This window comes from Acinetobacter sp. Ac8 (assembly GCF_055392545.1).
This window is the reverse complement of sequence record NZ_AP043689.1, coordinates 1,195,594-1,208,819: the sequence shown is the minus strand read 5'-3', so window position 1 is coordinate 1,208,819 and position 13,226 is coordinate 1,195,594. Positions and strand designations below refer to the sequence as shown.

The following is a 13,226-nucleotide window of genomic DNA, read 5'->3' as shown; positions in this document are numbered from 1 at the left end:
TATTCCTGTATCGATAAAATCGTAAAAGCTGAATTTTGGGCATAAAAAAGCCGCATGAGGGTGCGGCTAAAGGTGTTGCTGTGCTTGTACGGTGTTACTGTATGCTTAGGCTAATGGAGCTGGCTTAATTGAAACTGAATTTAGGCAATCATTCTCAATGCCTGTTCCAGACCACGCTGTTTAATGGCAGCCCCTGCACCAAACCATGCTGAATCGAGTCGATGATCGGTACTCATCGCTCGACGTTCATGGTCACAGAACTCGGTGATGCTGCACAATAATCCATAAGCGGTATCCTTGGCTGAACTCAGTTCTGCACCACGTCCATGTCCGTTAAACATGGTCATGACTTTCGACATGGCACGTCCATTTGGCTCGGTTTTATTGTCCGCTTTGGTTGGGGTGTTGATGCCTTGGTTTGGCATAGCAGCATTTCGATAGAACTGAATGATGCTTTCATCTTGTTCAGCCATAGTTAGGTTGGTATTGTTAAACACCGCATCAAAGAAGGCTGCTGCTTCCTGCTGAGTTACCTTACGCTGGCTCAGTTGTTTCATTTCATACATGTGTTCATCCCATGCACGGACTGAAATACCCAACTGTTGTTTAACTTTCTCAGCATCGAAACGAGTGCTGTGTGGGACTTTAACCACACCTGCACTGGTATTTTGTCCTTTGAGAGCAATTGCCAAAGTATTGTTACATACCACCCGGATACTGGTGAACTGTGCAGTGGTTGCTAGAGTGCCATCACAAGCCGTCGCTAGTAGAATATAGCCATTACTCACATCCTTACCCTTGAGTGCTGAAGTCTGTCCAGTCTTGGCTAATGCCCAGAATTTCTTGCCACCTTTCAGTACCCCTGCGGTTTCCAGTTCAAAGCCTGATTGCTCCGTCAGGTCTTTGTAGAAGTGTAGGATTTCCATCGGTTGGACTTCTTGAAAGCGTTGGCTGACCACGGATAAAGGTGCATGCGTATCTGAACGGTAAAGCACTCGTTGTTCTTCAAAAGGCATGATGATGCTTTGTCCACGTTCATTCTGTGCCATGTAATTGACATCCGAGGATTCTATCCGCCAGTCCATGCCTGCTTGTTGTGCCCAAACCTCGATGGGTTGGTTTGGTGTGAGTTCATTGCCTAACCCATGCCAAGGGGTTTGTCCAGTGAATGCCATAGTTTCAACTAAATGTGCCATAAGAATAATTCCTGTATCGATTTTGAATGGGTAAAAGGGTTCGATTTAAATTTTGCTAAATACTTAATTGCGTAAATTCGGGCTAAAGCTGCGGTCACAGTTGTTGCAGTAATACTGTTTGCGATAAGTTGGGTGAAGCGGTTGTTGCTGTTCATCTTCAGTGATCAACATCCAGATACCGCCAATCAGTACCCCAACGATTGCACCTGCAATTGGAGGAATATTCAGGCTTTTGGAAACACTCACTCCTAATGTGGCAAGTGCCATCGGTGACATCACACTATTGGAAATGGGGTTATTGGTTGAGGTACTGGGTAAATGTTGGGTTGATTCAAGCAGTACCGTCTCTCGGGACTGGCAATAAGGACATGGCAAACTCATTGTGGTATTTCCTGTAAATGAATAAAAAAACCTGCTGGGGAAGCAGGCAAAATGATTGCAATGTAGCTGAAGCATGTATTGGTGCTATCTCAAATGGAGAAACACTGTTCTCAATTAGATGCTATGTATTTGTATTTTTTTAGAATGCGTTTTTTTTCATCAGTTTTAGGCAATTTTTGAATGATGATTAAACAGATCAATTGACCTGTTTTTTAGCAGCGATTATGATGCAAGGGCTGACCTACATTGTCAGTCGGTTTTGACAGACCGCTCATCTAGCGCATCGGAGTTTATTCATCTGAGTATTCTTTGTATGTGTAAAAACCTTCTCGTCCCCCTTTGCGGTAGAACGGGAGGGGGACGCGTTCGCGCGTGCTGGTTCTAGATGTCCAGTCTGTCAACCCCTTTTCGTTCTGCCACCATAATCAATTGACAGTGATTCGGTAGAACTTCTAATTCATCTAGGAGTCAACCATGACGCAATTTACTGTGCTTTATTATTCCCCTGCACTTTCTCTGCCTCTCAGGCATTTTATTCCAATTCATTTATCACACGCTTTCACTGTGTCCTGATTGACTCAAGGCATCAATTAACTGCTGCATCCATTTTGGTCAGTGGTGTTTTGTGCTGGATAAAAATCATGAAATTCATCGCACAGCTTATTTTGGTTGTCCTTATTGTGCTCAGTAACAGCATCGCTAGAGCCTATGACAGCCAAGCAAAATGTATTTGAAATTACAGGCAATTTCATAATTCATTTTTAAAAACTTAAAAAATATTGGATGGGGAAAATAATAGGATGAAATACATTTCAATTGCGCTGCTCACCAGCCTTGCGTTGGTCGGCTGCTCAAAACCACAACAAGATGATGTAGAGAATAAAGAACTATCTCAAAAGATTGAAAACATGTCATTGAATGATGCTGTCCCTGCACAGGCTGTTTCTTCTCCTTTGATTATCGCTCGCAATAAAATTACACCTCCGCTCACCAAAACAGGTGAAAGCTTTCAGGAATTAATAAAAGATGAGGGATATTTTTCCTTTTATCCGCCGTATAAAACCATCTCTGGATTGCAGATGTTTGCTGAAAATTCGGATGTGGCTGACTATTGTGCAAACTGTGTGCATTTCCAGACCGTTCTGAATGATTTAAGAAATGTACTGGCTTTAAAAAACAATCAGGTTTTAGTGATCGGACATACTGGTCAACAGTTTCCAGCATTCACTTTTGCTTTAGGTGATGACTATTCTTTGCGTGCAGCGCATGATACGGCAATCAATTATATAAGATCGACAATGCAGGTGACTCCACCACAAAAAGATCAATTTGAGAGTACAGAACAATATCAACAACGTATTCAGACACTTCAAAATGAGTTGGATACTAAAAATGCCCATCTAAATTATGACTTGAAGCTTTTAGAACTCAGTTTAAATGCTACGTCTGGTCAAAGTCTGTTTATGCCAAGCAGCTATACACCGAATGATCGACCAAATGGTCCGATTGATAATTTTGTTTATTACGATGCTGATTCGAAACAATTACATTTTGAGAATATGAATTTCGCATCTGATCTTATTGTGAATTTCACAGCCCCATCCACGCCAGAGTTAGCACAAAATATTATTACGGCTAGTGGACAGAAGTATGTCGGTTACATTTTTAACTTCAATAATCATAAATTGGAATTAGAGAGCTTAGTCATTTATCAGGCCAACAACACTCAAGCTGATTCTGCGAATGAACCGATTGCCATCCTTGAACCAAGTACCATGTCCTTTCAACGCAAACATTTCAACGGCATAGAAAATGCCCGATTAAAGAAATTTGATGTGTCGCTGAAAAAACCAATTCCTTTTGATTTCACTCTGGATAACTACACGCCGATCCAGAAGGTATTTAAAAAGATCGATGAGTAATTCCCACTTTTATAAAAGTAAGAAATTGATTTATCTAGCAATTAAATACACAGAGTTGGGCTTTCGCCCAACCCTGTAGATCACAATATTCAATTAAATATAGGCATGTGTAATGAATTTTATTCCATCTATTGTTTTATACAGTATGCTGCTACTGACTTTAACCGCATGTAATTCAGGCAACGATGTACCAAAACCCAAAAATACTCAGACCCAAACAAGTGAGAATAGCACTGCTGATGCGACTGAAACGCCTCAACAATCCGAAGATGATTTTCCAGCCGTTGATAAATCCTTTCTGGAAGATGAATCATATAATGCTGAAGAAGTGACTGAACCCACTGTGCAAGAACAGTTTGAAGTCCGTGTCCGTCGTGAGGAATCTCAATACTCCATGACAGGTTATAGCGATTTATTAAACATCATATCCTTGAACGATGCGCCAACCACCATTACAGGGGTTTTAATCAATCGTGGCAATTGTAGAAGCAAAGGTACTTATGATTACCAAAATATGCGCTATGGTTCTGTGGCAAAGGTCTATCTTGGTTGTTCGGCTGAATATGTGCGTGAAGTGACGGTTACCACCAATAGTGGTTTGACCTATACCTATAATTTTTAGAGATTTAATCACGGAAATTTACTATGGCAAAAAGGCGTTCTAATCAGAGCGCCTTGTATTTTAGAAACTTAATGAGTTGGGATGTTCCCTGTATAGCTTTGCCACAAATAGGAAATATGCTGACTCATATAGCGGTAAATCTTGAGTGGTTCATTTAGAAACTCAATCTGTTTACGCCAGTAGCTACGCATATCGTTGTCCGCAAAGTAACAGTGTTTTTCTTCAAGTAAATATTGAGCTTCTTGCTTAATCTCATACCCCTTATTTAAACAAGTCCCTTTCCATTCCTGCAAGATAAAATCGGAATATGGGGTCTCATCACCAATTACATAAATAATTGCTTGGACTGAGTAAAACCCATTCAGTGACTTAACAATACGCCATTGCACATCATACAACTTATCAGACAATACTTCCGATCGGTGTAATCTTTCCAGCCATTTACGAGTAAGTTTTGGTAATTTAACTTCAGCGTCGAATTGTAAAGGAATGGTAAAAATACAAGGCAAATCATAGAACATACAATTGATCTGCTTATGTTTGTCTAGACAGCGTTTAAACAGTGCCTTTTGAAATTTAATACTTTCATTCATAGGTTCAATAAATTTTGTATATTCCAGTGCAATCCGTCGTTTCAAGAACTTATATTTAAATTGACCATGAATACCCTCTGCATTCGCTATAAGGTAATTGATATTACCGTAATGAGAAAAACCTGCCGTATCAAGCATTGCAACCCAATAAGGGTTTAATTGGAATCCATGTAATGCCATACGATGGTAATGCAGCCACTGTAGGGAATTTAAGAATATACGATAATTCTTATCTATACACTTGGGCGCACGTTTATCCATAACTGCTAGTTTCCCATTTTCAATTTGGGCTGCATTTTGAATACTCTCTCGTAAAAATAAATGGGTATTAACATCTAGCATGAATGGGAGCATTGGTGTCTGTAATATATGTTGTACTTGAGGAGTCATTGCATAATGGGTCATTTCAAGCCTCCTTTTTTCCAGTATTTCCAACAGATTTCCCCATTTTTATTGCAACATCCTTAGCAATATTTTTACCAAATACACGTATGAAGTAGGCTTTATCATTTCTAAGGTTTTGTTCATTTTCCTCATCCCGCTTAATCCTTTTATGCACAATGAATTGGTCTCTTTTGGTGATATAACGAATGGCTTCAATCAAATATTCGTATTTTTGTTTATCTTTGCGATGCAAGATGCCAATACCTACATCTCGATATTTGCCATTGTGGGCATCAAGATTACAATTATGGTAAGCCCCCTCAATACCAATCACCCTTTTCCAGACCTCACCAATCTGTTGTGCTAGCTTAATGTCCTGTGAGTGTTTACGACCATCGAGAAAGAAAAAACAGTGGTAGTGATAACCAGTTTTTTCGGCAAATTCCAATTTCCATAGATAACCCAATATATGTAAATTTGAAGTCCGCTTTAAATAACGAAGGCATGTGATTAAATCTGCTTTGACTTGGGCAAGTTCAGGGTTTTGTGTTTTTCCATAACGAAAATCGACACGAGCAATGACAATTCTCGAATGTTTAGCCAGTATCGTATCTACACATTCTGTAGCGACCTTTTGCTGATATTGGGAACGTTCCATTCGTTTTTTCTGTTGGTATTTGAATTCCTTTTCTTGAGTTAGCAAATACAAACGTTCAATGAATAGATTAATTAATTCTGCATAACAAATTGAAGTTATTGTTCCATCAGTATTTCTTAGCTGAACAAGATCATTGGGATAATGTAGATAAAAATCAGCATGAAAATACCCCTTTAGAGTTTCGTTATACGCTTGCATAACAATCCTATGATGCTCACAATCATAATGCTCTAGGGGATCAAACCCTTGGATGAGTATTTGCTTTAATAATTCAATGAATTTTTTATCAATAGGCTCATACCATCCATGATACAGAGTGCCTTTGATCTTACGATAAGCCTGCACATAGTTGTGTTTTAAGATTTGTTTTACTAATTCAATTTCTGAGAATATTTTCTCAGCTTCAGGATTTGATCGAATTTCATATTGGTTATATTCAGTGTTGAAATCTAATAAGTAATCCAATGCCAATGAGCTTGAATGCTGATCGTCTGCTGCATTGAAGCATTCTTCATACATTGAATTGAGTAAAGACTGTTGCTCTTCCAATGGTGCTGTAATCTGAATGGGCTGATTAGATGAATCAGTATCAGTTATTTCAGTCTGCTGATTTAGAAAGTGTTCAGGTACTTGTGTTAAGTATTCATGTGCTAAAGCAGGTGTTTGATTATTACTCATAAGATAGGATGATTGATTCATAATAATGAACTTCTCTGTACGTAATTACACCTAACAATTTGTTAATTAAGTCAATTTATATAATAATTAATGTTATTAGATATACTGATCATATAAGTAACACAAATGGTCAGGCGTAAAAATCACTGTAATCCCATGACCTCGAAATCAAGGAATTACAGTGTTATAAGGGTTAATAGGGTATGTGAGAGTTGTAAAGATATCTTGCTAATCTGGTTAGCTTTTTTTTGAATTGATCCAATCAATTATGTCCTGCTCTAACCAACCAACGGCTGATAGTCCCAATCTAATCGGACGAGGAAAAGACGAATCATATCTCTTGGATTTCGGGTTCATTTTGTCATACAGACTTGATTTACTTAAACAGACTAATTCTGTTACTCCTTTCATTCTAAGAATCTGATTTTTTTTGGTTTCTGAGGTTTGCATTGTTTACTCCGATTTAAACCTGATGTGGATGTCTTCGGATATAAATATGCTCTAGAATCCTCAGAAACATCAGCAAAACAAGATTCACAATTGTTAAGTAGCGTATTTAAATGAGTAATCCCGTCTTCGATCATGAAATTTACAGAATAGCTCACCCTGTAATGCAAAAATTAGTAAAGCAAGCTGTAAAAGCAAGAGAGTTTCAAGCAACTTTCCCAAATCTGTATAACGAGTTAATACGTATTAGGGATGTAATATTGAGGCAACTGGTCAACCTGCTAACTGAAAAATATAAAGAAAGAAAGTCACTACCTATTGAGCAAATCAAGATTGAAGTAGAGATAATTGTCTTTGGCAGACAGTTACTCAACCATGTAATGGGATATTGTCAAACAAGGCAATTAGTGGATGAAGATATATTTTTGTTAAACCATTTACTTCAACCAGATGAACTAACATCAATATTTGAAGAACTTTATTGCATATTTTGGGAAAACATCAAAAGTTATGAAGAATGGACACAATTCCCCAATTTTTCGACAAACCTCAAACGTATTTTGAACGAAAAGTATTTCTTACCTGACTTGTTACCATTCTGGGATATTAAATCTCTATTTTTGGATTATCTTAAAATTTATATTGAATATCATAATTTTAAGAATAGCAAAGATATAAAAGGCACAAATATAACTCAAGTCCCTTCATATCACGAAGTTAGGAATGCAATTAAAGGATTGAAAATTTATGGTACACCACTACAGAAGTCCACAAAATCATTTATTGGATGCTCTCCGTTAGATGCCAATTTGCCACCTTCAAAGTTCATAAATCTTCATCTAAATCTAGAAGAGGATGTTAGCAATCTGCCTGTGCTTTTAAGTAAATTTATACATGAATTTATGGCTACAAGATTAGATAATCAGAGAAATGGGACAGATGCCCAGCCTATTATTGACAATAAGGTTTCTGAAAAAATTCATAGCTTGAGCATCATTTTAGATGATTGTGCAAATTCACTTGAAGTACTCAAAAGAGCTGATGCAATTCTTACTGCGCTAATCAGCCTGATTTACTACGATAAAATTTTTGAAACAAAGATCAACAAGGGTAACATCCAGCAGTTTGAATCAGCGAATTATTCTAAATTTATGCTAAGTGAAATTCACGGCTCTGCAAACCAAACTATAATTGAGAATGCTATCAATCAAGATCGTCGCAACTCAATCAATCATACAGGCATGGATTATTTTTCCGATTTGTTCCAAACGCTTTATGAATTACTTGAAAATGATAAAGATATAAAAACCATAAAGCCTAAAAAAGCAACAATATTTATCACTTGTGGTATGAGGGACATACTTTATGAACATACATTTAGTAAAGCAAGTCTAAGTAAAGGTCTAAATGATATGGTGAAAAATTTATCACCAGAAAATTTATATGAGATCATCAATCTGTAAGGATGCAGACAACTTAACAGTCCGTATGATATACCAGTATCATCAAATTTATGGGTTTAACATCACTTACAAGCATCTAAAGAATATGGGTAGATTTATTTTTTTACAGTCTGCCCATAATTATGAATCGATAAAATCTCATAAACAGAATGTATAAGATCAAGAAAACTCATCCAAGATGAAAGTAAAGATAAGCAACAGTAAAAAACCAAATACAACAGACCATTCAAGCATAAGACCAAAGTGGATATTTGCAAAATTCCCCACCTTAAAATCAGTTTGGAATTCTACTAGAAATTTTCTTTCAACTAATATGATGTCCAAATAAGTAAAAAGATGTCTCTTTAGATATCACCTAATCCAATGTTTGATGAGGGGTAGGTTGAGGGGTAAAATCATAGATAAAAAACAAGCCCTTGTAAAAACAAGGGCTTATTTAAATATTTGGCGGAAGCGGTGAGATTCGAACTCACGGAGGACTCACACCCTCGTCGGTTTTCAAGACCGGTGCATTAAACCGCTCTGCCACGCTTCCAATGGCGGCTATCATATAAATAAAATTGCAACTTGGCAAATCTTTTTCAGTATTTCTTCAATCAAATGTACAAAATAAAGTCAAATCTCGCTAATTTGATGAATATTCAAGCTATTCATAACAAATTGAATTGATATACCAACGTTTTTTCCCTGATGGTGTATCCACTTCTGCCTCATCATCAACTTGTTTAGACAGTAAAGCTCTTGCCATCGGTGAATCAATTGAGACATGTTGCGGATGATGATCATAAATTTCATCTACCCCAACCAGACGTATGGTTTTTTGTTCACCTTCATCATTTTCAATTTCAACCCAAGCACCAAAATACACTTTACCTGCTTGTTCTGGAGAAAAATCGATAATTCGTAATTCTTCTAAACGCTTCCCCAAATAACGTACACGACGATCGATTTTTCGAAGTAGCTGCTTATTATACTGATAATCAGCATTTTCAGAACGGTCACCCAGACTGGCAGCCCATGTCACTTTCTTGGTAATTTCAGGTCGCTCTTCGCGCCAGAGATGTTGTAACTCTGCAACCAACAGATCATGCCCTGAACGGGTAATTAAATTAGATTTCATGATTTAAAACCATTTAAAATACATATGCACTTGATACTTATTTTTTAAAAAATGTTGCTACAGTCTACAGCCAATAGCGTAAAGATGTCAGCTCAAAAATAGCGCATTTTAAGTTTTAAAAAGCAATAAAATCGTTTTTTTCCTATTTAAATTCAGACAGAAAATTCAATCAGAAAACCTTTTAAAAGTGGTAATTCTTAACTTACATTTGGAACATTTGCTTACAGTTTTTGGCAGCGTATTTCAGTTTTAAAATTCCTGCAATTTTTAAAAAAATATTTCTTTAAAAATCATAATCTTAAATATTTTAAATTGATCATTTTTCATACAAAGTTTGACAGATCTAAAAACCGCCTATATTATGCGCACATGTTTTATGAGTTTATTTTTTTAATTTTGTAGTTTTTCTGCAAAATCTTTCTATCCCACATGTCATTTTTTGAATGACGTTCATGACTGCCCACCCTTATTGAATTTACCAACTATAAGAAGTTTTTAAGCGTTTTTGTGCTTATTACTTTTTAGGGCAATAAATTACTTGTAGCGGAGACAACATGCACAGTAGTTCAACCTCTGGGTCGAGGCTTAGCCTTAACTCATTTTTTCGTGCGCTGCCAATCAAAACTTTAGTTTTATCCACTGCATTAATTCCTTTTAGTATTAATGCGAGTAAGAACAATCAATACAATGCTGTAGTTAATTCGAGTAAATTGACTGTAGTTGCGGTTTCCAATCCAAGCATCGTGTTTAAGGATGGAGACTACAAGCATGGCTTCGGCTATGACTTAGCCCATAACTATGCTGAAAGTTTAAACGTTAAACTTGAGCTTAAAACTGTTTCTGACAATGCAACAGCATTGAAAATGGTTGCTCAAGGTAAGGCGAATTTTGCGATTACCACCGCAAATATGCAAAGCATCGAAGCAGAACGTTTAACCTCATTTTCAGCAAGCTGTGGTGATTTCAACAGTTTAAAAAGTAATGGTTTAAACCCAGAATTAAATTGGGTATTTAAACAAGCTGAAGATCCATTAACAGCAACTGCAAGTGGTTTCATTTGCCAAAGCAAACAAAATGGTTCAACGCAGCAACTTGCCTCATTTTATAATCGTAATGTCGTCAAGAAAGACGATTGGAACGTGATTCAACGTGACTTAAGTTCTCGTCTACCGATTTATAAAGCCAGCTTTAAGCGCTCTGCACAGCAATATGGCTTAGATTGGCACCTACTTGCTGCAATTGGTTATCAAGAATCATATTTAAAACCAGACTCTGTTTCTCCCACAGGTGTCCGTGGTTTGATGATGTTGACCAATACCACAGCCAAAGAAATGGGTGTCAGTAATCGAAGTGACCCCGCTCAGAGTATCCAAGGCGGCGCAAAATATTTTGATATGATGTTGAGTCGTTATTCTTATATTCGTAATCCAGATCGTCATTGGTATGCTTTGGTTGCATACAATATGGGGCCTGGTGCAGTTGAAGGTATTCAAAAGCGCATCAAAGCACAAGGTAAAGATCCCAATGACTGGATGAATCTTTATAATTATTTGACACGTAATCAAGCAAGTAATGGTCGTTATAAACAAGCGGTACAGTATGTCACACGTATTCGGGCTTATTTAGAACACATTAAGACCACACCTCGATTACTAGAAATTTAATCTGTATTTTAAATCGATTGGATTTGTAAAAATCAGGCAATAAAAAAGCTTACTCTCGGGTAAGCTTTTTTATTGTAAAAAGATTAAGCAGTTTGCTCTAATACTTTCTTAAATAAATCTTTTTGCTCTTGGCTTGGCTTGGCTGTTTGTAAAGCCATCAATTGAGACATATCACCTTGAACTTTGATTTTGCCTGTCATAAATGCTTGCATAGCAGCAGCCATATCAAATTCTAAGAATACTTTACGAAGTGTTTCAGCATCCATGTTCAATGTTGTTTTCGCATTTGCAGAACTACCTTTGACGATTTTTCCGCCGTCTAAAGCAAGCTCTGTGTTGCCATCTGCATCTGCAACAACCAAATTAATTGCTAAACCTGAAAGTGCTGGTGGTAAGTTTAAATCACCTGCTTCAGCAGTTAATTTTTCAACATTTGCAAACCAATCATCAGTTAAAAATGCAGGCATGTTCATTCCTCAAATTATTTATTCAATTTATTGTGTTATCTATCCAGACAACATCAGGTTGAAGCAGTTTTGCTTGCCCAATGTTATAGCATGATAATTTCAATTTGGGCTAAAGTTTTTTGTACGGACTGTTCATGTTTTATCGGTTTTATCGTTTTATTTTTTTAAATCAGGCACTCATCTCAATATGAATGCCCGATTCGTTCATTTAATTGGCAAAAAAGATCAATCTGCTGCAAAACTAAGATTTACAACATCTAAACGCTTTTTCATTTCTTCCGTATCACATTTCATATCGAATTCGCGTTCTTCATCCAATTTTTCAAAATCAAATAAATCACGGTCAGCCAATTGTGATGGTGAAACATTCTGTAATGCACCAAAAATACTGTGCAAACGTTTTGGATATTGTTTATCCCAACCACGTAGCATGTCGTTTAACATGGCACGTTGTAAGTTTTCCTGAGAACCACATAAGTTACATGGAATAATCGGGAATTTACGAATTTCAGCATATTTGATGATGTCTTTTTCTTCGACATAAGCCAAAGGACGAATCAAAATGTTCTTTTTATCCGAAGACAATAATTTTGGCGGCATCGCTTTTAAGCTACCACCATGGAATAGATTCAAGAAGAACGTTGCAATGATATCATCGCGATGATGACCCAATGCCACTTTGGTCGCACCAATCTCTTGCGCAAAACCGTAGAGTGAACCACGGCGTAAACGTGAACACACTGCACAGTAAGTTTTCCCTTCAGGTGTCAAACGCTTGGTGATGCTATAGGTGTCTTTTTCTAAAATATAATAAGGAATATTATTTTCTTCCAAATATTTCGGTAACACATCTTCAGGAAAACCAGGTTGCTTTTGATCCAAGTTCACTGCGACAACATCAAAGTTGATTGGTGCAATACGTTTAAATTGCAACAAAATATCAAGCAAGGTGTAACTGTCTTTCCCACCAGAAACACAGACCATTACCTTATCGCCTTCCTCAATCATTTTAAAGTCACGAATTGCATGGCCGACTTGACGACGAAGTTTTTTCAAAAGACGATAATAAGCTGAACTTGTTGGAAGCTCTGGTTTAAAATTAAATCCTTGTTCGGACTCAACTGGCGAGTACATAGACGAGATAAACCCATAAAAAAATACTGGGCAATTTTATCTGATTTGAACGTTAACCGCATCTAAAGATTTTTTTATTTTGCATCAATTTTTATCTGGTCATCTTCCTGTCGTATTTCCACATTTAAAATAGACGGCTCAGTTCATTTTTTAGCCGAAGTGCTTATCTTTTGGACTTTTCCACAGTTTTCCACAAAACCTGTGGATAAAATTGTGGATTGTTTGGGGCTTGACAAAGTTTTCTCACGCAATGATGGGCATTCTCTTTAAATTGATCATTTTTTAACCATTATATTTTATATATATTTTTCAACTGTTTAGCATAGTCAATAAATATATTTTAAAAAAAATATAAAATTTTTTTTGATTAATATGCCAACAAATAGCACTTGCTTTTTCGCGATTGTATTGTTAAAACTCAATTCATAGTTTTTCTTGTTCAATAACTTTGTTAAACTCCCAAAAATTGGGGAAATATTTTAATTACTACAAAATGA

The 13,226-nt window shown here is 36.7% G+C and carries 12 protein-coding genes and 1 tRNA gene; 4 read left to right on the top strand and 9 right to left on the bottom strand.

Features of this window, described 5'->3' with window-relative positions:
• Positions 1–140 precede the first annotated feature (140 nt).
• Positions 141–1,196 carry a DUF932 domain-containing protein gene (locus tag ACZ5QH_RS05845; RefSeq protein WP_004801549.1) on the bottom strand — a complete coding sequence of 352 codons (1,056 nt, stop codon included), beginning with the start codon at positions 1,194–1,196 and terminating at the stop codon, positions 141–143.
• 63 nt (positions 1,197–1,259) lie between these two features.
• Positions 1,260–1,577, bottom strand: a complete 318-nt coding sequence (locus ACZ5QH_RS05840; protein WP_004801552.1) for a hypothetical protein — start codon at positions 1,575–1,577, stop codon at positions 1,260–1,262.
• 800 nt (positions 1,578–2,377) lie between these two features.
• Here ACZ5QH_RS05840 and ACZ5QH_RS05835 point away from each other — a divergent pair.
• On the top strand, positions 2,378–3,499 hold the full coding sequence (locus ACZ5QH_RS05835; protein ID WP_464016779.1) for a hypothetical protein: 1,122 nt from the start codon (positions 2,378–2,380) through the stop codon (positions 3,497–3,499).
• Between the two features lie 112 nt (positions 3,500–3,611).
• Positions 3,612–4,121, top strand: a complete 510-nt coding sequence (locus ACZ5QH_RS05830; RefSeq protein WP_005058234.1) for a hypothetical protein — start codon at positions 3,612–3,614, stop codon at positions 4,119–4,121.
• A 68-nt stretch (positions 4,122–4,189) separates the two neighbouring features.
• Here the strand turns inward: ACZ5QH_RS05830 and ACZ5QH_RS05825 are convergent, their stop codons facing one another.
• The 3 genes from ACZ5QH_RS05825 to ACZ5QH_RS05815 all read right to left on the bottom strand — a co-directional run bounded on the left by ACZ5QH_RS05825 (position 4,190) and on the right by ACZ5QH_RS05815 (position 6,845).
• A complete protein-coding gene (locus ACZ5QH_RS05825; RefSeq protein WP_005058232.1) occupies positions 4,190–5,119 on the bottom strand; it encodes a hypothetical protein in 930 nt (309 codons plus the stop codon).
• A 1-nt stretch (position 5,120) separates the two neighbouring features.
• Entirely contained in the window at positions 5,121–6,455 is a 1,335-nt protein-coding gene (locus tag ACZ5QH_RS05820; protein ID WP_019383896.1) for a YagK/YfjJ domain-containing protein, read from the bottom strand.
• Positions 6,456–6,671: 216 nt separating this feature from the next.
• Positions 6,672–6,845 carry a helix-turn-helix transcriptional regulator gene (locus tag ACZ5QH_RS05815; protein WP_228127864.1) on the bottom strand — a complete coding sequence of 58 codons (174 nt, stop codon included), beginning with the start codon at positions 6,843–6,845 and terminating at the stop codon, positions 6,672–6,674.
• Positions 6,846–6,994: 149 nt separating this feature from the next.
• On the opposite strand from ACZ5QH_RS05815, the gene ACZ5QH_RS05810 reads away from it, so the two are divergent.
• Positions 6,995–8,344, top strand: coding sequence for a hypothetical protein (locus tag ACZ5QH_RS05810; protein ID WP_004801557.1), 1,350 nt, complete (start codon positions 6,995–6,997; stop codon positions 8,342–8,344).
• A 445-nt stretch (positions 8,345–8,789) separates the two neighbouring features.
• Here the strand turns inward: ACZ5QH_RS05810 and ACZ5QH_RS05805 are convergent.
• Positions 8,790–8,879, bottom strand: a tRNA-Ser gene (locus tag ACZ5QH_RS05805).
• Positions 8,880–8,990: 111 nt separating this feature from the next.
• The gene (gene greB / locus ACZ5QH_RS05800; protein WP_303577710.1) at positions 8,991–9,464 is read right to left on the bottom strand and encodes a transcription elongation factor GreB; all 474 of its coding nucleotides are present in this window, start codon (positions 9,462–9,464) and stop codon (positions 8,991–8,993) included.
• A gap of 554 nt (positions 9,465–10,018) precedes the next feature.
• On the opposite strand from greB, the gene ACZ5QH_RS05795 reads away from it, so the two are divergent.
• Positions 10,019–11,128 carry an MltF family protein gene (locus ACZ5QH_RS05795; protein ID WP_004722376.1) on the top strand — a complete coding sequence of 370 codons (1,110 nt, stop codon included), beginning with the start codon at positions 10,019–10,021 and terminating at the stop codon, positions 11,126–11,128.
• Positions 11,129–11,211: 83 nt separating this feature from the next.
• Here the strand turns inward: ACZ5QH_RS05795 and ACZ5QH_RS05790 are convergent, their stop codons facing one another.
• Positions 11,212–11,595: an SCP2 sterol-binding domain-containing protein gene (locus ACZ5QH_RS05790; protein WP_004722377.1), complete on the bottom strand. Its 384-nt coding sequence runs from the start codon at positions 11,593–11,595 to the stop codon at positions 11,212–11,214.
• A 225-nt stretch (positions 11,596–11,820) separates the two neighbouring features.
• On the bottom strand, positions 11,821–12,729 hold the full coding sequence (gene ttcA / locus ACZ5QH_RS05785) for a tRNA 2-thiocytidine(32) synthetase TtcA (RefSeq protein ID WP_004722379.1): 909 nt from the start codon (positions 12,727–12,729) through the stop codon (positions 11,821–11,823).
• Between the last annotated feature and the right edge of the window lie 497 nt (positions 12,730–13,226).

Coding starts and splice junctions, on each gene's coding strand:
- ACZ5QH_RS05795 (WP_004722376.1), top strand. CDS start 10,019: ATGCACAGTAGTTCAACCTCTGGGTCGAGGCTTAGCCTTAACTCATTT.
- ACZ5QH_RS05825 (WP_005058232.1), bottom strand. CDS start 5,119: ATGACCCATTATGCAATGACTCCTCAAGTACAACATATATTACAGACA.
- ACZ5QH_RS05820 (WP_019383896.1), bottom strand. CDS start 6,455: ATGAATCAATCATCCTATCTTATGAGTAATAATCAAACACCTGCTTTA.
- ACZ5QH_RS05790 (WP_004722377.1), bottom strand. CDS start 11,595: ATGCCTGCATTTTTAACTGATGATTGGTTTGCAAATGTTGAAAAATTA.
- ttcA (WP_004722379.1), bottom strand. CDS start 12,729: ATGTACTCGCCAGTTGAGTCCGAACAAGGATTTAATTTTAAACCAGAG.
- ACZ5QH_RS05810 (WP_004801557.1), top strand. CDS start 6,995: ATGAGTAATCCCGTCTTCGATCATGAAATTTACAGAATAGCTCACCCT.
- ACZ5QH_RS05830 (WP_005058234.1), top strand. CDS start 3,612: ATGAATTTTATTCCATCTATTGTTTTATACAGTATGCTGCTACTGACT.
- greB (WP_303577710.1), bottom strand. CDS start 9,464: ATGAAATCTAATTTAATTACCCGTTCAGGGCATGATCTGTTGGTTGCA.
- ACZ5QH_RS05840 (WP_004801552.1), bottom strand. CDS start 1,577: ATGAGTTTGCCATGTCCTTATTGCCAGTCCCGAGAGACGGTACTGCTT.
- ACZ5QH_RS05815 (WP_228127864.1), bottom strand. CDS start 6,845: ATGAAAGGAGTAACAGAATTAGTCTGTTTAAGTAAATCAAGTCTGTAT.
- ACZ5QH_RS05835 (WP_464016779.1), top strand. CDS start 2,378: ATGAAATACATTTCAATTGCGCTGCTCACCAGCCTTGCGTTGGTCGGC.
- ACZ5QH_RS05845 (WP_004801549.1), bottom strand. CDS start 1,196: ATGGCACATTTAGTTGAAACTATGGCATTCACTGGACAAACCCCTTGG.